Annotated in this window: 27 protein-coding genes; 13 read left to right on the top strand and 14 right to left on the bottom strand. The window is 61.4% G+C overall.

Annotated elements, in window-relative coordinates; genetic code table 11:
- The first annotated feature begins 85 nt into the window (after positions 1 to 85).
- From MHY87_RS03010 to MHY87_RS02995, 4 genes are all read left to right on the top strand, one after another.
- Positions 86 to 538 carry a hypothetical protein gene (locus MHY87_RS03010; protein ID WP_239349228.1) on the top strand — a complete coding sequence of 151 codons (453 nt, stop codon included), beginning with the start codon at positions 86 to 88 and terminating at the stop codon, positions 536 to 538.
- Complete coding sequence (locus MHY87_RS03005; RefSeq protein WP_239349226.1) at positions 535 to 1197, top strand: ribonuclease T2; 663 nt, start codon at positions 535 to 537, stop codon at positions 1195 to 1197. Before MHY87_RS03010 ends, MHY87_RS03005 begins: the two co-directional genes overlap by 4 nt.
- A 105-nt stretch (positions 1198 to 1302) precedes the next feature.
- Positions 1303 to 2151, top strand: a complete 849-nt coding sequence (locus MHY87_RS03000; protein WP_239349224.1) for a 23S rRNA (adenine(2030)-N(6))-methyltransferase RlmJ — start codon at positions 1303 to 1305, stop codon at positions 2149 to 2151.
- Positions 2152 to 2216: 65 nt separating this feature from the next.
- Positions 2217 to 2822, top strand: a complete 606-nt coding sequence (locus tag MHY87_RS02995; RefSeq protein ID WP_239349222.1) for a glutathione S-transferase family protein — start codon at positions 2217 to 2219, stop codon at positions 2820 to 2822.
- A gap of 54 nt (positions 2823 to 2876) precedes the next feature.
- Here the strand turns inward: MHY87_RS02995 and MHY87_RS02990 are convergent, their stop codons facing one another.
- A complete protein-coding gene (locus MHY87_RS02990; RefSeq protein WP_239349220.1) occupies positions 2877 to 3677 on the bottom strand; it encodes an outer membrane protein in 801 nt (266 codons plus the stop codon).
- Between the two features lie 295 nt (positions 3678 to 3972).
- Here MHY87_RS02990 and MHY87_RS02985 point away from each other — a divergent pair, with 295 nt between their 5' ends.
- Positions 3973 to 4731: an SDR family oxidoreductase gene (locus tag MHY87_RS02985; RefSeq protein ID WP_239349218.1), complete on the top strand. Its 759-nt coding sequence runs from the start codon at positions 3973 to 3975 to the stop codon at positions 4729 to 4731.
- Here the strand turns inward: MHY87_RS02985 and pgeF are convergent.
- The 3 genes from pgeF to lgt are packed head-to-tail and all read right to left on the bottom strand — an operon-like array spanning position 4721 to position 7428.
- On the bottom strand, positions 4721 to 5488 hold the full coding sequence (gene pgeF, locus MHY87_RS02980) for a peptidoglycan editing factor PgeF (RefSeq protein WP_239349216.1): 768 nt from the start codon (positions 5486 to 5488) through the stop codon (positions 4721 to 4723). The two genes, MHY87_RS02985 and pgeF, sit on opposite strands and share 11 nt — an antisense overlap.
- Positions 5489 to 5500: 12 nt before the next feature.
- A complete protein-coding gene (locus tag MHY87_RS02975) occupies positions 5501 to 6574 on the bottom strand; it encodes a class I SAM-dependent methyltransferase (RefSeq protein WP_239349214.1) in 1074 nt (357 codons plus the stop codon).
- Positions 6571 to 7428 carry a prolipoprotein diacylglyceryl transferase gene (gene lgt, locus MHY87_RS02970; protein WP_239349212.1) on the bottom strand — a complete coding sequence of 286 codons (858 nt, stop codon included), beginning with the start codon at positions 7426 to 7428 and terminating at the stop codon, positions 6571 to 6573. Before lgt ends, MHY87_RS02975 begins: the two co-directional genes overlap by 4 nt.
- 134 nt (positions 7429 to 7562) lie before the next feature.
- On the opposite strand from lgt, the gene MHY87_RS02965 reads away from it, so the two are divergent.
- The 5 genes from MHY87_RS02965 to MHY87_RS02945 all read left to right on the top strand — a co-directional run bounded on the left by MHY87_RS02965 (position 7563) and on the right by MHY87_RS02945 (position 10639).
- Positions 7563 to 7841 (top strand): accessory factor UbiK family protein, encoded by a 279-nt coding sequence (locus MHY87_RS02965; protein WP_239349210.1) that lies wholly within the window; start codon positions 7563 to 7565, stop codon positions 7839 to 7841.
- 245 nt (positions 7842 to 8086) lie between these two features.
- Positions 8087 to 8587 (top strand): YbjN domain-containing protein, encoded by a 501-nt coding sequence (locus MHY87_RS02960; protein WP_239349208.1) that lies wholly within the window; start codon positions 8087 to 8089, stop codon positions 8585 to 8587.
- A gap of 95 nt (positions 8588 to 8682) precedes the next feature.
- Entirely contained in the window at positions 8683 to 9510 is an 828-nt protein-coding gene (gene proC, locus MHY87_RS02955; RefSeq protein ID WP_239349206.1) for a pyrroline-5-carboxylate reductase, read from the top strand.
- Between the two features lie 56 nt (positions 9511 to 9566).
- Positions 9567 to 10268 (top strand): TetR/AcrR family transcriptional regulator, encoded by a 702-nt coding sequence (locus MHY87_RS02950; protein ID WP_239349204.1) that lies wholly within the window; start codon positions 9567 to 9569, stop codon positions 10266 to 10268.
- Between the two features lie 17 nt (positions 10269 to 10285).
- Entirely contained in the window at positions 10286 to 10639 is a 354-nt protein-coding gene (locus tag MHY87_RS02945; protein WP_255726230.1) for a tRNA-binding protein, read from the top strand.
- 54 nt (positions 10640 to 10693) lie between these two features.
- On the opposite strand, the gene MHY87_RS02940 is transcribed toward MHY87_RS02945, so the two are convergent.
- Genes MHY87_RS02940 through MHY87_RS02930 form a run of 3 tightly spaced genes read right to left on the bottom strand, consistent with a single transcriptional unit; the run spans position 10694 to position 13346 of the window.
- Complete coding sequence (locus tag MHY87_RS02940) at positions 10694 to 12061, bottom strand: ATP-binding protein (protein WP_239349200.1); 1368 nt, start codon at positions 12059 to 12061, stop codon at positions 10694 to 10696.
- The gene (locus tag MHY87_RS02935) at positions 12058 to 12777 is read right to left on the bottom strand and encodes a response regulator (RefSeq protein WP_239349198.1); all 720 of its coding nucleotides are present in this window, start codon (positions 12775 to 12777) and stop codon (positions 12058 to 12060) included. Before MHY87_RS02935 ends, MHY87_RS02940 begins: the two co-directional genes overlap by 4 nt.
- Before the next feature lie 41 nt (positions 12778 to 12818).
- Complete coding sequence (locus tag MHY87_RS02930) at positions 12819 to 13346, bottom strand: MarR family winged helix-turn-helix transcriptional regulator (protein ID WP_239349196.1); 528 nt, start codon at positions 13344 to 13346, stop codon at positions 12819 to 12821.
- Between the two features lie 152 nt (positions 13347 to 13498).
- Between MHY87_RS02930 and MHY87_RS02925 the strand changes: the two genes are divergently transcribed.
- The gene (locus MHY87_RS02925) at positions 13499 to 14386 is read left to right on the top strand and encodes a branched-chain amino acid aminotransferase (protein ID WP_239349194.1); all 888 of its coding nucleotides are present in this window, start codon (positions 13499 to 13501) and stop codon (positions 14384 to 14386) included.
- Positions 14387 to 14420: 34 nt separating this feature from the next.
- Here MHY87_RS02925 and MHY87_RS02920 read toward each other — a convergent pair whose 3' ends face one another.
- A complete protein-coding gene (locus MHY87_RS02920) occupies positions 14421 to 15665 on the bottom strand; it encodes a type VI secretion protein ImpB (RefSeq protein WP_239349192.1) in 1245 nt (414 codons plus the stop codon).
- A gap of 354 nt (positions 15666 to 16019) precedes the next feature.
- Here MHY87_RS02920 and MHY87_RS02915 point away from each other — a divergent pair, with 354 nt between their 5' ends.
- A complete protein-coding gene (locus MHY87_RS02915) occupies positions 16020 to 17036 on the top strand; it encodes a Tim44 domain-containing protein (RefSeq protein WP_239349190.1) in 1017 nt (338 codons plus the stop codon).
- A 75-nt stretch (positions 17037 to 17111) separates the two neighbouring features.
- Here MHY87_RS02915 and MHY87_RS02910 read toward each other — a convergent pair whose 3' ends face one another.
- Positions 17112 to 17693 (bottom strand): type 1 glutamine amidotransferase domain-containing protein, encoded by a 582-nt coding sequence (locus tag MHY87_RS02910; protein WP_239349188.1) that lies wholly within the window; start codon positions 17691 to 17693, stop codon positions 17112 to 17114.
- A 138-nt stretch (positions 17694 to 17831) separates the two neighbouring features.
- On the opposite strand from MHY87_RS02910, the gene MHY87_RS18915 reads away from it, so the two are divergent.
- A complete protein-coding gene (locus MHY87_RS18915; RefSeq protein WP_370644810.1) occupies positions 17832 to 18053 on the top strand; it encodes a hypothetical protein in 222 nt (73 codons plus the stop codon).
- A gap of 7 nt (positions 18054 to 18060) precedes the next feature.
- Here the strand turns inward: MHY87_RS18915 and MHY87_RS02905 are convergent, their stop codons facing one another.
- The 5 genes from MHY87_RS02905 to MHY87_RS02885 form a co-directional block, all read right to left on the bottom strand.
- Positions 18061 to 18783 carry a metallophosphoesterase gene (locus MHY87_RS02905; RefSeq protein WP_239349186.1) on the bottom strand — a complete coding sequence of 241 codons (723 nt, stop codon included), beginning with the start codon at positions 18781 to 18783 and terminating at the stop codon, positions 18061 to 18063.
- Positions 18776 to 19591, bottom strand: coding sequence for a nucleotidyltransferase family protein (locus MHY87_RS02900; protein WP_239349184.1), 816 nt, complete (start codon positions 19589 to 19591; stop codon positions 18776 to 18778). Before MHY87_RS02900 ends, MHY87_RS02905 begins: the two co-directional genes overlap by 8 nt.
- Before the next feature lie 101 nt (positions 19592 to 19692).
- Positions 19693 to 21267: a class I SAM-dependent methyltransferase gene (locus MHY87_RS02895; RefSeq protein WP_239349182.1), complete on the bottom strand. Its 1575-nt coding sequence runs from the start codon at positions 21265 to 21267 to the stop codon at positions 19693 to 19695.
- Positions 21268 to 21386: 119 nt separating this feature from the next.
- Positions 21387 to 21761 (bottom strand): hypothetical protein, encoded by a 375-nt coding sequence (locus tag MHY87_RS02890; RefSeq protein ID WP_239349180.1) that lies wholly within the window; start codon positions 21759 to 21761, stop codon positions 21387 to 21389.
- Positions 21762 to 21927: 166 nt separating this feature from the next.
- Positions 21928 to 22725: a BON domain-containing protein gene (locus tag MHY87_RS02885; RefSeq protein WP_239349178.1), complete on the bottom strand. Its 798-nt coding sequence runs from the start codon at positions 22723 to 22725 to the stop codon at positions 21928 to 21930.
- Positions 22726 to 22802 lie beyond the last annotated feature (77 nt).

Genomic DNA, 22802 nt, shown 5'->3' with positions numbered 1-22802 from the left:
ACCGTGAGCGGAGCCTTGACCTTCTCACCCATCGCCCACATGGTCGATGTTACATAAATCGGTCTCTATTCCTTGGAGCAGTAGAATGAAGTGGCTGGCGGCTCTTATCTCTTGCATGGTGTTGAGCGCACCCGCGTTCTCGCGTGAGATAACTCCCGCCGAGCGTCGGGAGAAGCCGCACGAGCTGTCTCTGAGGCAGTACGATGCCGGTCTTCCCGCCTGCGAGGACCCGGCCGTTCTCAACAACGTTGCCGTGAATTTCGAGAACAAGGAGCGCCGGTTCTGGAACTCCACCGCCCAGATCCTTGGCTTCGAACAGGTTCGTCAGGTCGCGTGGCGTCCCTGGGGCCTCGACTATATCCCCCGCCGCTTCTGCACGGGCACGGTCATCGTCTCCGATGGCTACCGGCACAAGGTGAACTTCTCGATCCGTGAAGATCTTGGCTTCATCGGCGTTGGCTGGAGCACAGATTCCTGCGTGGACGGCTTCGACCGCAGCTATGCCTACGCCCCTCATTGCAAGCAGGCTGCCCCTTGATCCTGAAATGGTCTCTCGCCCTCGCGGGCGCGTGCCTTCTGTTTTCTCTCCCTGGCGCGGCGCAGACGCCGCGTGAGGCGAGGGGAGCCCCCATGGGGCAATTCGATTTCTATGTACTCGCTCTTTCCTGGTCCCCCGGCTATTGCGAGGCCAGCGGCCGCAAGAGCCGCCAGTGCGATAGCGGCAGCGGCCTCTCCTTCGTCGTGCATGGCCTCTGGCCTCAGAAGGAGCAGGGCTATCCGAGTTTCTGCGAGCCGAACGGACGCTTCGTTCCCTCGAGCGTGCTGACCGAGGCCAAGGGCCTTTTCCCTGAAGACAATCTCGCCCGTTATCAGTGGCGCAAGCACGGCACCTGCACGGGCGAGAGCCCCAGCGGCTATTTCAATGCCGTTCAGCGCGCCAAGGAGCGGGTGCGCGTTCCTGACAGCTTCAAGGCCATGGGCGACCGCTCGAAGGTTCTGCCGAGCGAGATCGAGCAGGCTTTCATGAGCGTGAATCCAGGTCTTCGTCGGGATATGATCGCAGTCTCCTGCGGACGTCGGATCTTCCAGGAAGTTCGGATCTGCCTCGACAAGGACCTGCGCAATTTCCGCCAATGCCCCGAGGTCGACCGCGACGGATGCCGCGCGGGCGAGATCGCGGTTCCGGCGGTGCGATAGGGCATCGTCACTTCGGAAAAACCGGATCCCTTTTCACTACGCGGCCCTTATGGAGCGCTGACATGGCCCTTCTTAGGGTCCGCGTGATGCGATAAGACTTGCAGAATGAATTACCGACACGCCTTTCACGCCGGAAACTTTGCCGACGTCATGAAGCACGCGCTTCTCGCGCGCATCCTCATCTATCTGCAGCGCAAGGAGACGCCCCTGCGCGTCATCGACACCCATGCAGGGATCGGGCTCTACGACCTGACCGCCGACGAGGCCGAGCGGACGGGAGAATGGGTGGAGGGTGTCGGGCGTCTCCAAGAGCTCTTTTCTCCTCAGGTCGAGGAAATTCTCGCGCCCTATCGCCAAGCGATCGCGGAGGTGCAGGCCCGGCATGGCAAGACCATCTATCCCGGCTCGCCCGGCATCGTGCGCGAGCTGTTGCGGCGGCAGGATCGCGGCGTGTTCGTCGAGCTGCATCCCGCCGACTACGAGGTACTGAACGAGGCCTTCAACGAGGTGTCGAACCTGAAGGTGATGCACCTCAACGGCTGGACAGCGCTTCACTCGCTTATTCCCCCGAAGGAAAAGCGTGGGCTCGTGCTGATTGATCCGCCTTATGAGAAAACCGGAGAACTGGAACGGCTCGGAACGGAGCTTTTGACGGCTCTGAAGAAGTGGCCGACCGGCGTTTATGCAGGCTGGTATCCCATCAAGGACGTGGCATCCGTCGATGCCGTGGCTGCGCGACTTAATGAGGAGAGTTCGCGTCCGGGCCTTCGCCTCGAACTCTATGTGGACGATCCGCGCGATCCGTCGCGGCTCAACGGCAGCGGGCTCTTCGTCATCAATCCGCCCTGGTCGCTGAAGGATGAGGCGGAAATTCTCCTGCCCGCGCTCGCCGAGCGCCTCTCTCGCAGCGGTTTCGGCGCTTATCGCTGTGAAGCCTTCGGCCCTCCGGCTTAAGATGCATTGCCGCTTCCACTGAGAGGGTTCATGAATGCGGCCTCTCTCCTTGATAGGAAGCGTCCATGCTCGTTCTTCGCTCGTCTCCCGCCTCGCCCTTCGGCCGAAAGGTCAAGATCGCAGCCTCTCTCCTTGGTCTCTCCGAGCGCATCCAGATCGTCGATGCGGAAACTTTGAACCCAGAGGACAGCCTGCGGCAGCAGAATCCGCTCGGGAAAATCCCCGCCTTGATCCTGGAGAACGGCGAGGTGCTCTACGATTCCCGCGTGATCGTGGAATATCTCGACTTCCTGGCGGGTGGAAACCGCATCTATCCGGCAGGGGAGGCGCGCTTCACAGCCTTGCGCGACCTAGCACTTGCCGACGGCATCGCGGATGCGGCGTTGCTTCAGGTCTATGAAGGCCGCTTCCGCGCGCAGGAGAAGCACGAGCCCAAATGGGTCGACCATCAGGCCGGCAAGGTGGAGCGGGGACTGGCCTTCGCGGAGGCGCATCTCTCGACGCCCGCAATTGCGCTTCATATCGGCCATATCGCGCTCGCCTGCGCGCTCGGCTACCTCGATCTGCGCTTCGCGGGCCGTTGGCGCGAGACGCATCCGAAGCTCGTGGCGTGGCTTGCCGATTTCGAAGCGCGCGTTCCTGCCTATGGAAAAACAAGGGTGACGGCGTAAACGAAAAAGGCCCGGGTTTCCCCGGGCCCCTCTCTATCGCCGAAGCGACGGATCTTAGTAGGAGCTGAACTTGTAGTTCAGCTTCGCGCGGGCGACGAAGAAGTCGTTGTCGCTGTCGCGGTCGAACCCAGCCACGTCGACAGCGGTACGACCGGCGCCGACAGCCGGAATGGAGCTGCCGACATAGGTGCGGTTGTCGTTGTCGAGGTTGACCCACAGGCCTTCGATGCCGGCGGTCAGGTTGTTGGTGAAGGCGTACTCGAAGCCAGCACCGAGCACCCAGCCCGTACGGACGTCGTCGTTGTTGCTGAAGAAGTCGTTGTTGTCGTCAGCACCGCCGTAAGCGAAACCGCCCGTGGCGTAAACGAGAGCGCGGTCGAAGGCCACACCGGCGCGAGCGCGAACGGTGCCGAACCAGTCAACGCCACCGGCAACACCGGCCGGCTGGAAGGCGTAAGCGCCCCACTGTGCCGGATAGATGGCCGTGCCGTTTGCACCACCGAGGTCAGCCCACTGCAGGTCGGCTTCGAGACCGATCACGAAGGAGCCCATCTGATAGTTGTAGCCGATCTGTCCGCCGCCGACGAAGCCTTCGCCATCATCGTCGTTGAAGGTGATGGTGCCGGGCACCGAACCCACGCCGACTGCACCGCCCGGAACGAGCACGGAGGTGTTGTCGCCGTTGTTGTGCCAGCCGTAACCGGCGTTCACACCGACGTAGAAGCCGGTCCAGGTGAAGAGCGGGACAGCCGCCACGATCGGAGCCGGAGGAGCGGCACGGGCGGGAAGGTCCGCAGCCGTAGCAGCCCCGGCGAAGCCGAACAGGGCAACGCTAGCGAGAAGAATCTTCTTCATGGTTTCTCTTTCCTTGATCGATGTCATACGCCGCCGTGCCAGGACGCGCCTGGCACCGACGGGGTACTACCCATTTATAGAGCGACAACCTGCCGAGGGCTGTGACATGACAACCACAGGACCCAAAAGGTACTGTGGCAGTAATGTGGCGACGAGCTTCAGCATTCCCCTTGTGGTCTCGCTGGACTCCACAACGCATAACTAGGCAGTTAGTTCGCGACGGGAGGTAAAAAATGTCAATTTCTTGGCAAAGTGCTCAATTAACGCTGCGTCGTAACATTTCAAGAGGCCAAAAATGAACAAGATTGCACTCGTGACCGGGGGGGCGAAAAGAATCGGCCGGAGCATTGTTGAGCACCTCGTCCGGGAGGGGTACGGCGTCGCGATACACTGCCGCCGGTCGACGGATGTAGCGGAGGAGATGGCAAGGAATATCAAGACAAACGGTGGCCATGCCGTCGTGGTGAAAGGTGACCTCGCCGATGCGTCCGCGGTGGACCGACTGGTGGACGATGCCGTCAAAGGCCTCGGCACTCCGTTGACGCTACTCGTCAACAACGCCTCCGAGTTCGAGCCCGACGAGGTCGAAACTCTCACGCAGGATCGCTGGGACCGGCACTTCGCCGTAAACCTGCGCGCACCGATGTTCCTGGCCCGTGACTTCGCGCGCCAGCTGCCACCGGATAGGCAAGGCTCCATCGTCAACATCGTCGATCAACGGGTGTGGAAGCTCACGCCGCAATTCTTTTCCTACACGTTGACGAAAGCGGCCTTGTTCACTGCAACGCAGACCATGGCGCAGGCGCTGGCCCCGCGCATCCGTGTGAATGCCGTCGGTCCCGGTCCCACCTTGGCGAACGAACGGCAGGGCAATGAGGATTTCGACAAACAGGCGCGCGCCGTGCTGCTCGGGCATGGAGGGACGCCGGAGGAGATCGCGGAGGCGGTGGTCTATCTCGCGAATGCGCGCAGCGTCACGGGCCAGATGATCGCTGTCGATGGCGGTCAGCATCTGGCCTGGGAAACTCCGGACGTCGCCGGCATCAAGGAGTGAGTGTGATCGCTGAGATCAGACGGCCGTAATCGGGCTCTTTGCGATGGGTGGTGCGGCGATAGCTGAAGAACCGCTCCTCATCTGAATAAGTGCAGAGGCCCAGATTGGTGAAGCCGCTGATGCCCGCCGCGTTCAAGCGTGCGCCGATGAAGCCGGGCAGGTCGAACATGGCGTGATCCGCCTTCTCGCTCGGCTTGAAAAAATGCTCGTGCCCCGGCGCTTCCTCGGCAAAGCGCCGCACGAATTCGGGGCCCACTTCATAAGCCTTCTGGCTGATGGTGGGGCCGAGCACCGCAACGATCTGCTGACGCTCCGCGCCGAGCCGTTCCATCGCGGTGATAGTGGATTCGAGAACGCCCGTTACCGCACCGCGCCAGCCCGCATGGGCCGCGCCGATCACACCGCTCTTGGCATCGGCGAACAGCACCGGGCCGCAATCCGCCGTGGTGATGGCAAGGGCAAGATCAGGCACTTTCGTCACCATGGCATCGGCCTTCGGACGTTCCGCTCCCCACGGACCTTCCACGAGAACCGCGTCAGGCGAGTGCACCTGGTACACGCTGATGAGCGCATCGGGCGTGACATGCAAAGTCTCCGCCATGCGGCGGCGATTTTCCTTCACCCGCTCCTGCTCATCCGACGAGCCGATGCCTCCATTGAGAGACGCATAGATGCCCTCCGACACGCCCCCTTGGCGCGTGAAGAAGGCGTGGCGAATTTTTGGAAGAGCGGAAAGAGAGGGGGCTTGGATGAGCATGGTGCGGAAACTTCAGGAGGAAGAAAGAGGCGGCAATCCGGGAACGGCTTCAAGACTCTTATGGGTAACGGCCAAAACCTTAAAGAGCTTTCCCATGCCTATCTCGCCGCGTTCGGTGAGACGTGTCAGTGCGGTATCGATCTCGGCGCTTTGTGCAGGCGTGGCGCGCTTCTTGAGAGAGGATGCGCGCGCTTCGATGCCAAGGGCGGTGAGGAAATCGCCCTGCGTGCCGGGTCCGTGCACCTGTAAATCATGTGCCGATGCGGTTTTTGCCAGATGGTGAAAATCCACATGGGTCGTAAGATCGGCCTCGCCCGGCAGCTCAAGCGGATCGACATAGGCATGCGCTTTCAGCGCCTGCAGTGTGTCGCCGAAGGCGGGCCCCCAATAGCCATAATCGATGATGAGCACAGCGCCCGTATCGCGTGCGATCCTGCGCGCGAGGTGCTGCATAATGTCGACGGACATGGCGGGCCATTCGAGCACGTCGCCGATCTTGAGCGGCTGGCCCAGAGCCTGCGCAGCCTCAGCGCGAAGACCGAAGATCAGGTTTTCGTTTTCGATGCCGACAAGGCGCTCGCACCATCCGCGTTCCGTGGCGATGAACTGGCGAAGGGGGAGCGCATCGAAGAACTCGTTCGCGACGAGAAGCATCGGTCCCTCAGGCACATCGTCCAACCGCTCATGCCAATGGACGGGTAGTCCTGTTGATGCCAGCGTATCCTGCTGTTTCTGCCGCAGGGCAGGGCTCGTCTCCACCAGATGCACCTGTGCGGCGCTTGCAAAATCCGGCAGCAGCTTCGTGGCGCGAAGCAGGTCGGCCATGAGTGTGCCGCGCCCCGGCCCCAACTCCACGAGATGCACGGGATCGGGACGGCCCATGGCATTCCAGACTTCCAGCATCCAGAGGCCGATCAGTTCTCCGAACATCTGGCTGATCTCGGGCGAGGTCGTAAAGTCGCCTTCCACGCCCAAAGGGTCGCGCGTGGCGTAGTAATGCCGGAGGCAGAGATCCATGTAACGCTCGACCGTGATCGGCCCCTCGAGGGCGATCAGTTCGCGCACATGCTCGCCGAGAGACTTCATGCGGCCTCGACTGTCTGTGCGGGCCGTGTGTAGCCGCGCGCTGCCAACACGATGAAGACAATGCCGACAATCGCCATCGGCACCGAGAGCAGCATGCCCATGGTGATGCCGCCGCTCAAAGCGTTCACGGACGAGCCGAAGAGGAAGCCGAGCTGCGCATCGGGCTCTCGAAAGAACTCGCAGACGATGCGGGCAATGGCGTAACCCAGCACGAAGATGCCGCCGAGAAGGCCCGGGCGGCGGAAACCGAACACCCGTGCCGCAATCGCCATCACGATGAACAGCACGAGGCCTTCGCCGAAAGCTTCATAGAGCTGACTCGGATGGCGCGGCACGGGGCCTGCATGCGGGAACACGATGGCATAGGGGAAGTCGGGAGCGGGGCGTCCCCAGAGTTCCCCATTGATGAAATTGGCGATGCGCCCGAAGAACAGGCCGATGGGCGTGACCACGGCTGCCATGTCGAGCATCGCGAGCGGGTTGAGCGAGCGCGATCGGGCGAAGAGCACGAGGGCGAGCGCCGCACCGAGGAAGCCGCCATGGAATGACATGCCGCCGTGCCAGACGGCGAGCGCTTCGAGCGGGTTCTGGAGATAGGCGCCGAGATTGTAGAACAGCACGTAACCGAGCCGGCCGCCGAGAACGACGCCGAGCGCCACCCAGACGATCAGATCGTCGATGTCGGTCGGCTTCGGCTGGCGTAAGGGCCCCCAGAGTTCCACCCTGGCAGCCAGGCGCTTGGCATAAAACCAGCCGCCCAGAAGGCCTGTCACATAGGCAAGCGCATACCAGCGGATCGCGAAGGGACCGATGGAGAAGGCGATGGGGTCGAGAATGGGAAATGAGAGAGGCATGGCGGCCCTTCGTTGAACATTTTGCCATTGGACCCGGCGGCTGGAGATCGTCAACCCTGTTGCAGTTTCGGCCAAATGCGCCCACATCTGCCTTTCCTGGGCTTTAAGCCTCCCGATGCTGTGGATTTCCAGACATGACTCAATCCTCCAACCGGATCTTCGATGAACTCGCCCGTCTTGCCACCGATGCCGCTGGCGCCGCGCAGGGCGTCCGGCGAGAGGTGGAGACCGTCGTCCGCAGCCAATTCGAGCGCCTGGTCAAGGACATGGACGTGGCGACCCGCGAGGAGGTGGAGGTGCTGCGCGAGATGGTGCTGGCCGCCCGCGCTGAGAACGAGCGCCTGGAAGCCCGCTTGAAGGCCCTGGAAGAAAAGCTCGCCCAGTCCGGCAAGGCTAAACCCTCTGCCACCTAACCGTTTGGGGTAGGCCGCTCTGCTTCCAATGCATCCCTCCTGTTGTGGACAGGTTCGGAAGGCGCATTGTGGCGAGAGTCAAAATCTAAGACTGTGATTCATGAGCTGATTCGGGTCTGACGTGATAAGAATCCTGAATGCCTCGATGTATTCGGGAAGTTCTTTTCAGTTATTGCCTGAATTAATAAATGTTATTGTCTGACTATGTTTACCATAATTCAGGCCAATAAGTTTTTTGGATCGCCATGTCTCAGCATCACTTCGAAATCGACCGCCTGGAACATCCTCTCGACGTTGTCGAGCGGCTCGCTTCCCTGCGTCATTGGATTTTCGACCGTGCGGAAGCTGACGAAATGTCGATCTCCGTGGCTGGGCGCTGGGCCGATTACGATATCGCCTTCACCTGGATCGAGGATGTGGAGGCGCTCCACGTGGCTTGCGCCTTCGACCTGAAGGTTCCGGAGCGCCGCCGTCAGGACGTGCTGCAGCTCATTTCCTACATCAACGAGCAGCTCTGGGTCGGCCATTTCGACCTGTGGAGCTCGGAGAACGTGGTGATGTTCCGCCATTCCCTGCTGTTGGCGGGCGGCGCGGATCCGACGCAAGGCCAGTGCGAGACCATGCTGCGCGTGGCAGTTGAGGCTTGCGAGCGATACTTCCAGGCGTTCCAGTTCGTGATCTGGGCCGGCAAGTCGGCCCGCGAAGCGCTCGACAGCGTGCTGTTCGAGACCGAGGGCGAAGCCTAAGCCTAAGCCTTTTAACAATATCCGAGCCTCGACAGGGCAGGGGGGCTTGTGAATAGTAGCGGCCTTCGCTTCATTCACATGCCGGAATCCTTTTCATGCCCACCGATGCTCAGCACCTGCCTTCCTCCCTCATTCTCGTCGGCGCCGGCAAGATGGGCGGTTCCATGCTGGAGGGCTGGCTCAAGGTCGGCATGAAGCCTTCCGGCGTGACGGTCATCGATCCGCGCCCCTCCGACGAAATGACACGCTTCTGCTCGGAGAAGGGGATTGCGCTCAATCCCCCTAATCCATCGCCTGCCGATGTGCTCGTGCTCGCCGTCAAGCCGCAGATGCTGGACGATGCTGCGTCTTCGCTGAACGCCTATCTCGGCCCGCAGACGCTCATCATCTCGATTCTCGCCGGCAAGACCATCGGCGATCTGAAAGGCAGGCTTCCTGCGGCCTCCGCCGTCGTGCGCGCCATGCCCAACCTGCCCGCCAGCATCGGACGCGGCGCAACGGGTGCCGCAACCAACGCAGAGGTGAGCGAGAAGCAGCGCCTCATGGCCGATGCGCTTCTGTCGAGCAACGGCATCGTCGAATGGTTGCCGTCCGAGGATCTTATCGACGCCGTGACGGCTGTGTCCGGCTCCGGCCCGGCTTACGTATTCCATCTCGTCGAGTGCCTCGCGGAAGCGGGCGCAGCCGCAGGCTTACCTGCCGAACTCGCGCAGCGTCTTGCGCGCGCCACGGTGACGGGAGCGGGCGAACTTCTGTTCCAGAGCGATCTGCCGCCCTCTACGCTGCGCCAGAACGTGACCTCGCCCGGTGGCACCACGGCGGCAGCGCTCGAAGTGCTCATGCGGGATCCGGACGGTCTCAAGAGCCTCATGCGCGAGGCTGTCGCTGCGGCCAAGCGCCGTGCGGAAGAGCTTGCGGGCTGACAGAACGCTTCGCGCGCCTAGATCAATCGGGCGGATTGCATGTTCAGGAGAATGCCATGACGGTGGAAGCCCCGTTCGACAAGCGCAAGGCCATCATCGACGCCCTCATGAGGCTTGCCGCCACGCGCGCCTGGAACGAGATCGAAATCACCGATGTCGCGCAGGAGGCAGGCGTGACGCTGGCGGAGTTCCGCGATCTCTTTCCCTCCAAAGGCGCGGTGCTCGGCGGTCTTTCTCGCCAGATCGACCGCAAGGTGCTGGAGGAGACCACGGACGATCTCGCCGGAGAGCCTGCCCGCGAGCGCATCTTCGACGTAATCATGCGCCGCTTCGATGCGCTAGAGCCCTACAAGGAAGCGCTCCGGCGGATCTCGCGCGACATGCAGTTCGATCCGCTCTCGCTAAGTGCTCTTCATCAGGTGGCCGTCAATTCCATGCGCTTCATGCTGGCGGCTGCGGGCATCGGCACGGAGGGCTCGCTTGGCGTGCTTAAATTGCAAGGTGCGGTGCTCGTCTATTCCAATACCATGCGCACCTGGCTCGACGATGACGATCCAGCTCTCGCCAAGACCATGGCGCGTCTCGACCGCGAATTGCGGCGTGGCGAGCGTGTGATCGAGGGCGCGGAAGACCTGCGCCGCCTCACTGCGCCCCTGCGCGCTGTCGGACGTGCGCTGAGGGAAGGGCGCCGTGCCGCGCGGCGCGAGCGCCGCCAAGCGGATGAGGGCGATGCGGACAATCCCGCAGCCGCGATTTGACGATCAAGAGGGGCATTATGGATCAGGTACAATCGCCGACGATTTCATTCGACGATTTTATGAAAGTTGACGTCCGCGTCGGGCGCATCACCGCCGCGGAGCCCTTCCCGCAGGCGCGCAAGCCCGCATACAAGCTTACCATCGATTTCGGCCCTGAGATCGGCACCAAGCGCTCCTCCGCGCAGATCACGGTGAACCACGCGATGGAAAAACTCGTCGGTTCGCTGGTGCTCGCTGTGGTGAATTTCCCGCCGCGTCAGATCGGCCCATTCATGTCCGAGGTTCTGACGCTCGGTGTGCCGGACGCGAACGGCGACGTAATGCTTATTCGCCCTGACAAGAATGTGCCGGTGGGCGGGCGGCTCTATTGATAAGTGTCATCCCGGACGGCGAAGCCGATCCGGGATGACATTCTTTGAAGAATGCTAGGCAGGCAGCCGCACCGTTGCGCGCAAGCCCCCAAGCGGGCTCTCGCCCAGAGTGATGTCGCCGCCATGCGAGCGCGCAATGTCGCGGGCAATCGCGAGGCCTAAACCCGAGCCACCTTCGTCCTGGTTGCGCGCTTCGTCGAGGCGCACGAAGGGCTTGAACACTTCCTCACGCATGTCGGCCGGGACGCCTGGGCCGTCATCGTCCACATGCAGGGTGAGCCAGCGCGTTTCGTGATTGGCGGAAATTTCGATCCGGTCGCCATGGCGTGCGGCATTGGCGACGAGGTTGAAGAGAAGGCGGCGGAAAGCATCAGGGCGCACGATGATGATCGGGTCGCCTTTGATTTCCAGCTCCGTCACATGGCCTTGGCGCTCCGCATCCGATTGCGCTTCTTCCAGAAGCTGGCGCAAATCCGTTTCGCAGGCGATCTCGCCCGCATCACCGCCTTCGCCGCGCGCGAAGGCGAGATAGCCTTCCAGCATGCGGCTCATCTCGTCCACGTCGCGCTTGAGGTCTTCGACCTCGGGCGTCTGACGCATGAGCGCGAGCGACAGCTTGAAGCGCGTGAGAATGGTGCGCAGATCGTGACTGACGCCGTTGAGCATCGTCGTGCGCTGTTCCATGTTGCGCTCGATGCGCCGCTTCATCTCGAGGAAGGAATGACCGGCTAGGCGCACCTCGCGCGCGCCGCGCGGACGGAACTCGATCTCGCGTCCCTTGCCGAGGGCTTCTGCCGCTTCCGCAAGACGCAGGATCGGCCTGATCTGGTTGCGCAGGAACAGGATCGCGATGCCGAGCAGCACGAATGACGAGCCGCCCATCCAGACGAGGAAGATGTGTGAGTTCGACGCATAGGCTTGGCTGCGCCGCGCCAGCACGCGCATCACGGTGTCCTGGTTGAGCTTGATGCGGACTTCCACATAGTTCGAGCGCCCGACCGTATCGAGCCAGTAGGGCCGGTCGATCTGGCGACGCAGTTCGTTGGAGAGCGTCTCGTCGAGAACCGAGAAGAATGGCTTTGGCCCTGGCGGCGGCAGATCCGTGTTGTGCAGAATGTCCACGTCGAGCTGGAGGCTCTCGGAGGCAATCCGTGTGAGCGTAGTCGCCTCCCGGTCCTGCGGATAGCTCTCGTAGATCTGGATGAGCGCCGCAATATCGGCAGTAACGGCGGAGGAGAGGCGCCGCGTCACCAATTCGTAGTGCCGTTCCATGAACACGTAAGCGACGACGGATTGCAGCAGGATCACCGGCGCGATGATGATGATGAGCGCACGCGCATAAAGCCCCTTCGGCAGGAACTTGCCGAGCCAGCGCACCCCTTGATCGAGTGGTGCATAGTTGAGGGCTGCGCCAATCTTCATCGGTCGATCACGAGTCGGTAGCCGATCCCGCGCACGGTCTGCAGGAGAAGCGGATTGGCGGGATCCACTTCGATCTTGCGCCGCAGGCGGTTGATTTGCACGTCGACCGTGCGCTCGTTCGCGGCGGCGCCGTTGCCGGCAAGCGCGTCGCGCGGGACGTTGTCGCCGGTTGCCGAACCTAAGATCGTCAGGATCTCACGCTCGCGTTCCGTGATGCGCACGACCTCGTCGCCGCGCCGCAACTCACCACGGTCGAAGCGGAAGGAGAAGGGGCCGAAATGCACTGTCTCGGGAACATCGCCGTTCGATGCACCCACGACCGGGACTGCACGCTTGAGGATGTTGCCGAGGCGCAGCAGAAGTTCGCGCGGTTCAAAGGGCTTCGAAAGATAATCGTCCGCGCCGATCTCGAGCCCTGTGACGCGGTCGGATGTATCGGACCGGGCGGTGAGCATCAGGATCGGTACCTGCGAGGTGGTGCGGATGCTGCGCGCATATTCGAAGCCGGTCTCGCCCGGCATCATCACATCGAGCACGAGCGCGTCGAACACGAAACTCCCGGCGATGGAGCGCGCCTCCGCCGCGCTGGAGGCCGCCGTCACGCGATAGCCGTTTTCGGACAGGAAGCGCGTGAGAAGATCGCGCAGACGCCGGTCGTCATCCACCACGAGAATGTGGGGGGCGTGATCGGGGATATCGATGCGGGTCGCTTCCATGGGCTCCGGGGCACTTAGATTGTAAAAGGCCCTCTGCTTTATCAGGTTTTGTCCGGCCCGAATACGAGCTGCTTCACATGCTCGCGGTCATCCGGATCGATGAGGCATAGAAGGTAGCGGGTGATCGCCTCCTTGGCCTCGGGCTCCGCGTCCGCCAGCGCCCGCATGATCCGCCTGGTCTGGAGCTTGGCGAGCTTCAGGGCGAGATCATGCCCTTGCGGCGTGGCATGGAGAAGCCGCTGACGCCGGTCGGCGGTGCCCATCCGGCTTTCGATGAAATCCTTCTCGATCAGCTCCTTGAGCACCCGGTTGAGGCTCTGCTTCGTGATCCTCAGAATGTCGAGCAGCTCGGCAATCGTCAGCCCCGGCTGGCGGCTGACGAAGTGCAGCACCCGGTGATGTGCCCGGCCAAAGCCGTATTCGTCCAGGATCCTGTCCGGATCGCTGACGAAGTCGCGATAGGCGAAGAAAAACAGCTCGATCAGATCATAGGCGGGCGTCTCGATCAGGATGTCCCTGTCGAGGCTCTGCCGTTTGAAAGCCGGGATCGCGTCTGGCAACGTCCTCATCCAATTTTATGTCAGCCTTGTTGACATATCTCAGGACGATTGTTACTCGTCAAGCCGCTTTCGTGAAATGAATGAAACCCAAATGCCATGGAAGCGACCGGAAATTACACGGCCCCGGTTTGCCACAAAGGTCGGCAGTTAAGGAGAAAACGATGTCCGCGACCCCCTTCGATCAACGTGATGGATGGATTTGGTACGACGGGCAGCTCGTACCCTGGAAGGATGCGCAGCTCCATGTCCTCTCGCACGGCCTCCATTACGGATCGAGCGTATTCGAGGGTGAGCGCGCCTATGGGGGGCAGATCTTCAAGTCGACCGAGCATTCCGAGCGCTTGAAGAAGTCCGCACAGATCCTCGATTTCGAGATCCCCTATACGGTCGCCGAGATCGACGCCGCCAAGCGTCTGGTTTTGGAAAAGAGCGGGCTGAAGGACGCTTACCTTCGCCCCGTCGCCTGGCGCGGCTCGGAGATGATGGGCGTTGCCGCTCAGACCAACAAAATCCACCTCGCCATCGCCGCCTGGGAATGGCCGAGCTATTTCGATCCGGCCCAGAAGATGAAGGGCATCCGCATCGATATGGCGGAATACCGCCGTCCCGATCCGGCGACCGCGCCGTCGGCCGCGAAGGCTGCAGGCCTCTACATGATCTGCACGATCTCGAAGCATAAGGCGGAGCGGAAGGGCTATGCTGACGCGCTCATGCTCGACTGGCAGGGCCGCGTCGCCGAATGCACCGGCGCCAACATCTTCTTCACCCGCGATGGCGTGATCCACACGCCGCTGGCCGATTGCTTCCTCGACGGCATCACGCGCCGCACGGTGATCGATCTCGCCAAGCGCCGCGGCCTCGAAGTGACCGAGCGCCGGATCATGCCGGAGGAACTCTCGAGCTTCAACGAGTGCTTCATCACCGGCTCGGCGGCGGAAGTCACGCCTGTCGCAGAGGTCGGCCCCTATACCTTCACCCCCGGCAATATCTCCAAGACGCTGATGGAGGATTATATGGCCGAGGTGCAGCCGAAGGCTGCTGCGGCTTAAGCTGCTTTAATTGAATAAACTCGACGCGGAGAACTCAGAAATCCTCCGCGTCGGGAATGCGGTTGAAGGCGATCTTCGCGCCCGCATAGCCGCCGGGAATGTCCACCCAGGGCCCGAAATGCAGAAGATTCTGCCCATGGCGGGTGTTGAGCCGGTCGGCGATCACAGACAGGTATTCCATTCGGCGTTTGAGCTGTGCTTCTGCCGTATATCCGAACAGGTCCTCCTCGACATCCTGCATGGGCACAAGATCGTAGAGTGCTACATGAACGCTGCGGCTGCGGCGCATGTCTTCGCGCTCCGCATGCAGGAAAAGGCGACTTAACGAGGCGAGCAGGGAAGGGTCGTCCCAGGTCGGCGAGAAGTGCTGCTCGCCGTACCAGCCGGCGCTGCTCTTGTCGGTGAGCCAGAGGGCGAGCGCACGGGCGGAAAAGCCTGCGCGGCGCATGCGGCGCGAAGCCTTTATCAGCAGAACACGGGCGGCAGCGTATGCCCCTCCCAGATGCCGCCAGTCTGCCGGCAGCACGCGGCCGTGGCCGAACATGCGGCGTTGCGTTTCCGGCCGCTCGACGGTGTAACCGTGAAGGCCCATCCACATTCGCTCGCCCTCCACGCTGCCCCAGAGGCGGCGCAACTCCTTGGGCTGCAGCCGCAGGAGGCCTTCCATGTCGGTGACGCCAGCGCGGGCGAGGCGCGCCGCGTTGCCGCGCGCGATGCCGGGAATATCAGTGAGTTCGAGAGAGAGCAGGGGGCCTGGAAGGTCCTCCGGGTGAATGGCTGCAAGCCCGTCCGGCTTGTTGGCCTCGGCTGCGATCTTAGCCAGCAGATCGTTTGGCCCAAGACCCACGGAGCAGGTGAGCGTCGGGCCGATCCGGGTCGTGATGGCGTCCTTCACACGCTGGCCCAGCGCCAGCCCCTCCGCCTGTTCGGAGGGTAGAAGAGCGCAGACCACCTCGTCGATGGAGCAGACAGCCTTGATTGGCACGATGTCCCCGATGATCCGCACGATTTCGCGATGGAGATCGACATAACGTTCATGCCGCGCATTCACGAAGATGAAGCCCGGAAACTCCCGGCGCACGTCGCGCACGACCGCGCCGCGTTTGATCCCGAGGGCTTTCGCCTCACGGCTGACGGCGATCAGACCCGTATGCTCCGAATCGACGGGAATGACCCCCATAGGCTTGCCGCGCAGATGGGGCTGCAGGTGCTGCTCGGCGCTGGCGAAGAAGGAATCGAAATCCACATAGAGCCGCTCCAGTCCCGTCGGCTTGCGCATGATCTCTCATCCATCTCGTTTGATCGAACAAAAAGAGAACATAGGCTCAGGCGTGAGTCGAGAGACGAACCTGTGGATAGCGGGGAAGAGCCGCTGGAGGTAGCTCCTCTTTCCGTTGCGGAACCAAGGCGCTGAATCCGATGTTCTCATCCTAGAACGGAGAGCGAACAATAGGAGTCCTGGCTAAAGCCTGGAGCTTCCAGCAGATCGACGGAACCTAGTATCATTGAATCTGCACAGGATATGTCGTGCTGTCCGGCGGGGTTTTTCGGTTGGCTTGGCCCTTTTGCAAGGGGCAGGCCATCACCACATTAAGGTTCGGAGCGTCGTGCTCCTGAGGGATGAAACGAAAAGATGATGAAATTTGCTTCTCGCCGAAGCCGCGTCATGGTCGCTCTGGCTGCCGCTTTGGTTCTGGCCGGCAGCGCTGCCGAGGCACGCGTCGGCGGGGGACGAGGCGGCTTCGGCTCGCGCGGCGCGCGCACCTATTCTCCGCCGCCGGCAACCCGGACGGCGCCTGATGCGGCTGCTCCCATTCAGCGCTCGCAGATTCCGAACCAGGGGCCGAACCTCAACCGCCCCGGCACTCCGGCTCCGAACGTGGCGCAGCCCCGCCGCTTCGGCTTCGGCACGGGCTTGATGGCCGGTCTGTTCGGCGCAGGTCTGCTCGGCATGCTCATGGGCAACGGCTTCTTCGGCGGTCTCGCCGGCCTTGCTTCCGTCATGGGTCTGCTGCTCCAGATCGGCCTGATCGTGCTTGTGGTCTCGTTCGCTATGAAGTGGTTCCGCCGTCGCCAGGAGCCGGCTTATGCGGGTCCGCAGAGCTACGATCGCACGGCGACAGGCGGCAGTGTGCCTCCGGCTGGTAATCGCTCTGCAAGAGGCGGCCTGAGCGGTCTTGGCGGTGGTCTCGGTGGAGCGCTCGGTGGCCTGAACCCGTCCCGTCGCCGCACGGATGTGCGCGATGAGGTCAGCATCGGTGAGCAGGATTTCGCTTCCTTCGAGCATTCGCTCGTCGAGTTGCAGGATGCCTATTCGCGTCAGGACATCGAGAAGATCTGGTCGATGGCCACGCCTGAAATGGCGGGCTACATCCAGGAAGAGCTCAACGACTACGCCGCGCGCGGCGTCGTGAACAAGGTCTCGGACACGCGACTGCTTCAGGGCGATCTCTCCGAGGCGTGGCGTGAAGGCGCAACCGATTACGCGACCGTCGCCATGCGCTTCTCGGTTGTCGATGTGCTGACCGATAAGGCGACCGGGCGCGTGCTGGAGGGGGATCCCTCCACGCCGCAGGAAGCCACCGAGCTGTGGACGTTCCGCAGAGATCAGAATGGTCCCTGGAAGATCTCCGCGATCCAGCTCGCTTAAGGGCTTCGAGAGACATCGGAAGAAAGCGGCCGGTTTTCACCGGCCGCTTTTTCTTTTGCTGAGAGGATTAAGAAGCTACTCAGCAGCGTGACGGCGGTCTTTATGCGAACCTTCGCGAACTTCCTCGATGATCTTGGTGACGAACGCATCGAGATCGCCGGGATTGCGGCTGGTGATCAGGCCTTGATCGGTCACCACCGTCTCGTCGCGCCACTGACCGCCTGCATTAGCCACATCCGTCTTGATCGAATGATAGGATGTGCACTTCTTATCCTTGATGATGCCTGCCTCGATCAGCAGCCAGGGCGCGTGGCAGATGGCGGCGACGACTTTGCCGGATGAATAGAATGCGCGGATGATCTCGATGGCTTTCTGCTCGACGCGCAGCTTGTCGGGATTGATCTGGCCGCCGGGAAGCACGAGCGCGTCGTAGGCCGACGGATCGATATTCTCGATATCCTTGTCGACCTTCACGCTCTGGCCCCAATCCTTCTTGTCCCAGCCGCGAATTTCGCCGGGATTCATGCGCGACTTAGGTGCTGCGACTTCGACCGTCGCGCCTGCTTCCGAAAGCTTCTTCTGCGGCACCATGAGTTCCGACTGCTCGAAACCGTCTGTCGCCATAATGAGGATCTTGGCCTGTTGAATGTCAGGCATGACGCTCTCCATTGTTTTACAGGGGATGGCGATGGAACGGACCAGGAGAGCAGGGGTTCCGGAAAATCTGGCGTGCGGAACCCGATTTGCGCGGGCCTGTTGACCCAATTCACGGCCCATCCAATGAGGACGATCAGAATGGTGAATCCAGGCAATCCCACGAACGACCCAATCCCAGGCGGAAATATTCCGACCGAAGTGCCGCCTGGTTCTGAACCGGACGAGATGCCGGACACGGGGCCGACCGGCCCACGAACGCCTTATCCCGTGAACGACCCCGGTATTACAGACCCAACAGGACCGGGCTCAGAGCCCGATTATCTCCCGGGCAATCCGACTTCTCCAGGAACACGCTTCTAAGAAGCGGTCAGATCTCCAAGATGGCGTAGGGCTTGCCGGTTGGCTTCTCGATGTATTTCGCGACGTTGAAGACCGGCTGCCCACCAGGTGTGCGCCCTTCATAGCGACCACGATGGGCGTGGCCGTGCACGATGGCGTTCACCTTGAAGCGGTCGATTGTCTCGGCCAGACGTGAGGAGCCGAGGAAAGGATAGATTTCCAGCGGCTCGCTTTCGATGGTGTCGACGACCGGCGCGTAGTGCAGAATGACTACGGAACGTTTGGCCTTCACCTGCCGCATCGCATTCTCGAGGCGCAGCGTCTCGTTCATGGTCTCGTTGACGAACTGCTTCATGGCAGGCTCGCCGAAATAGCCCAGCATGCGGCGTCCGAAGCCGCCTGCAAATCCCTTCACGCCGACGAAGCCGACGCCATCGATCTCGACCGATTGCCCATCGAGAACCTTCATGCCTGCATCGCGCAGGATATGCGCCACTTCCTCGTGGGCGCCGCACTCGTAATCGTGATTGCCGAGCACGCCGACGACCGGGATGGAGCAAGCCTTGAGATCCTGCGCAAGAAGCTCCGCTTCCTTCGGTTTGCCGAGATCAGTGAGGTCGCCGGCAAGAACGAGGACATCCGCCTCTCGCGAGATTTCACCGAACAATTCGCGGAAAGCTTCCGCATTGTCTTCACGCACGTGAAGGTCGCCCATGGCTGCGACCTTCAAGGTCTTCTCAACGTCACTCATTCCGCCATTCACCTTCACCACCGACATCGGCGAAGCCCCATTGCTTCACGTCAATCTCGTAATCGATGCGGGAGAACATCCGTCCGCGGCAGACCTTCATCTGCGGCGCGGGCAGATCGAGCTGCTTGGCCAACCGGTCGAGCAGCTCATCCATGACCCAGCGCGGAACCTTGTCGCGCTCGGATGGGTAAATCCAGCGGAAGTTGAGCAAGTGCATGAGCAGCACCTCCCAATGGACTTCCATGTAGGCGAGCAGGCGATGCCAGTCGATCTGGTCGTGGGCTTTCAAGATCGTGTGCGCCACATCCGCGCCGTCATAACGGTGGCGCAGCTGGATGAAGCATTTCGACCAGATAAGCTCGGTGGGGCCAACGATGCGCACGGGCGAGCCGAACACCTCGATCTGCCGGGCATGCTCGAACCACGGATCACCGATCGGCATCGTCCCGTTCGAGGATGCGAAAATGACGTCGAAGAAATACTGTCCCTTGAAAACCTTGCCGAGCCAGCGGTCATCCTCGATCTCGACCGAGTATCCCAGATTCTTGAAGTGAGACAGGACCCGTGTGTAGTCGCCCGCCTTGCAGAAGATATCGAGATCCTTCGTCGGACGCGTGATGCCGGTATAGGCCGAGAGAGCATAGGTGCCCGCCAGCAGGAAAGGCAGTCCGAGCTGATTCAACTCCCGAAGAGCCTCGGCATAGAAGGCCTCGGATTCAGGGTACTTCAGCGTCGGCTCCGCCTTGGCATCCATCACGGGGACGCTGTAGGGAGGGTTGGACGTCAGGTCAGGATCGTGAACTACCATAGGCCTTATCCAAAGCGGGGCCGATGATGTCCCGCGTTCGACAACCCTATGGCAGTAATGAAGTTCCGCAGCGGCTCAGTTTGCCGTCGGACGGGGAGACATCAGGCGCTTAAGCGTCCGTGTTCCGCCTTGGGAGCAGCTTTCGATGCTTCAAGTAGCCCCATGGCTCGCCAGAAGGATGTCACTTCCTTCTCCTCCAAGTTGGAGATGATGCCGCCCAGCGCTGTCCGGAGGTCGAGAGAGGTATCGTTCCTGGTCACGCGGATACGCAGGCGTTCCATGTCTCTCAGCACCGCCTGTTCCAGATCTTGCTCTTTGTCATGCATGGCAAGCCAGACCAGCTGACTGATCTTGTCATGAGGCAGTCCGCCGCCGGTGACACCGCAGGCAAAGGCCGACAAGTCCTGCCCTTCCCGAATTCGTTCGGTGACGGCGCGATTGAAGATATTGGCGCGAAGGATGCGTTCCGCCTGTCCATCGGAAGGCAGGCATGGGAAGGCGGCATTCTGATCGACGAAGAAGCTCAGCATCCGCGTGATGCTTTCCAGCTTGAATGTCGAGAGCTCAGGCAGGCCGACGATCTCCCCGAGGGTGCGAGGCCCATCCGCAAAAGCTGCGACCACGCTGTTGAAGAGCGCGGGGTTCATCTCTGCACCGTAGCGTCTGCCGTCCATCTTGGGAGAGAGGTTCTTGCTGCCTCTGAGGACAAAACGTCTCCCAAGCCATTTATCACGAGAAGCCTTCTCACTGAGCTTGATCGGGCCTTTGATGAAAACATCGCGGCGGAACTGCTGATTGAGGATGTGATCGCGAATCGTTTCGCGGAATGATGCGTCTTCGATCGTCGCAAGCAGGTCCCGCTGTTCAGGGGTTAAATGAAGATGATCGATCCCTGCCGTGCCGTGGGCCTGCCCCACCCATGAGAGCTTGGCCTCGGACAATTCACGCGCCAAGTCCATGAAGTAGAACGGGGTCATCTCACGATTGAAATATTCGTGAGCGATGTAATTGATGTGCTTGCCCTTCATGCGGCTGACGTATCCCTCCAGCAAGGGATTGCGCGTGAAGTAGTCGGCCTCGGCTTTCTGTAAGCTCTCGACGAACTCGATGGCTGTCCCGACGCGCGGCAGCAGCGGGCGGTTGGCGCCTTGAGAATTCGCATGCTCCATGAGAAGCCGCCCAAGCGGCTGAAGAGCAGCCCACCCGGGCATGGCATTGTAGGAGATATAGACGATGCCGCCGGGTTTCAGTTTCTTGCGAATGAAGCGCACGATGTCCTGGCGCACCTGTGCCGGAACCCAGCTGTAGATTCCATGAAGGGCTATGAAATCGAAGTCAGGCAGATCGCTGCGCTCCAGATAGTCACCGAAGCTGTCGTCGGAGAAATGAACATTCGTCAGCTTGGCCGCGCGTGCGAGTTCGCGTGCTCCCGAAATATGACGCGGATTGAAGTCCGTGGCATAGAACTGAATATGCGGATTGCTCGCGGCAAGGACATTGGTGGTGAAGCCCTGTCCGCAACCGAGCTCACAGTAATTGCGCGGTTCCAGATCGCTTCCAGGAGCATCGTAGCCTTGGAGAAGGGTGAAGAAGCTGAGGAGATTAGGAGTCAGCTCCTTGTAGAAGCCGTGAGTATAGTCGACGGCAGTGACGTAGCCTGCGTTCCAGCTTTCCATGGCAACCCGCTTCGCCTGAAAGCTAGCAACTCGTCAGGCCAATCATTACATTATTGTAATAATATCTCATATTGGGCCGAGCAGATCAATATTCCTAGAAAGCAGAAAGCCGCACGAGGTTAATGATCCCCGTGAGACGTCCGCACGTCCCTCGGGCTGTTCAGGATTTCCAGAAGGCTGGTAGCGATGTGTCTGGCTTCGTCGTCCTTGAGGCGCAGCAGGAAAGGAGGCATCAGCCCGGCCTGCAGGCCCACCACGGCCAGGCCATGCTCGTCGGTGCCGACATCAATGGTTGAAGAGGTGACTTCCACCAGTTCCTCGGGAGTCTCGTCCCCGTTCTCGCCGCCTTCGCCGATGGCTGTGAGAAGCTGACTGACGGCCTTGACCAGCGAGCGGGCGGCATGGGGGTCCATGACCACTGCAGTCGATTGCTCGCCTTTCTGAAAGGCGAGCTGGATGTTGTCGCCTTCAAGCGTGACGGAAATACCTGCCATTATTGTCCTCATCCTTCCCGTCACATAGGAGGTCGTGCGCCTGCGGGAAAATGCAAGATCCTGATACGACAGATGCGCCCCGCTCCCAAGAGACGAAAGGCGCATCCATGTCGGTCCTTAAGAGCTTTGCAGGGGACAGAGGATGGCCCCCCGAAGGCAATATTGCTCAGGAGCGGTTTTTGCGGGACGTGGTCTCGTCCCTATCCGTCGCGCCGCTCATTTCGGGCCGTCCGACCGTTCCCGCGCCCGCCGCGCTGGCGCCCGAGAGCATGCTGCCGCCCATGCCCATATCGGCATATTGCTGGACGCGCAGATTGTTCTGCACATGGGTGACGCCGGAAACGGCTTCCGCGATGTCCTCCGCATGCCGTTTCTCGAAGCGGCTGTTGACCGTGCCGCTCAAGGTGACCTCGCGGCTGGAAACCGACACCTCGATCTCGGATGCGTCGATATGAGGATCGTCCGTGAGGCGGTCGTTCACATCGTCCAGGATCCGCTCATCGGAGCGCTGATAGCCTTTCGGGCCGCGCCCGCGATGATAGCCTGCCTCGCGCATGTCCCGGTCGCGTCGGCGCTCGGCATCTTCGTCGCCGAACCAGGAGCGGACCTCGTCTCCGGCGCGGTCGAGGAAGCCTCTTTCCTCATAGGCATCGCGGGAGCCACGGCCGAACGTGTCAGAGCTGTAGCGATCCTGGTTGCGTCCATAACGGGGGTAGTCCCTGTCGCGATCCAAGCTGCGGCTAGAGCGGAAAATGGACGAGGTATCGTAGTCACGGTCCTCGCCGACGACATCGCGCCAGTCGCGGGCGGAGCCGCCTGTGCCGTAGCCGGCAGAATCGCCATAATCGCGTCGGGGCGTTCTCTCTGAGGCGGAATCACGGTTGCGGTCGTAGCCCGCGCGCTCATTGCCGAAGCCTCGGCGGGCGATATAGCCGTCGTCATCGCGATAGCGATCATTGGCCATGGGAGCGCTCCTTTCGGTGTTTCTGGAAACGGGGTCTGCCGCTAGGGCAGGGCCTTGCCTCTTCAACGTGAGGCCGC

It is taken from the genome of Microvirga sp. ACRRW (assembly GCF_022346925.1).
In the GTDB taxonomy this organism is placed as follows: Bacteria; Pseudomonadota; Alphaproteobacteria; order Rhizobiales; family Beijerinckiaceae; genus Microvirga.
Note: the sequence above shows the minus strand (reverse complement) of the source record. Positions and strands in the feature narration are given on the sequence as shown.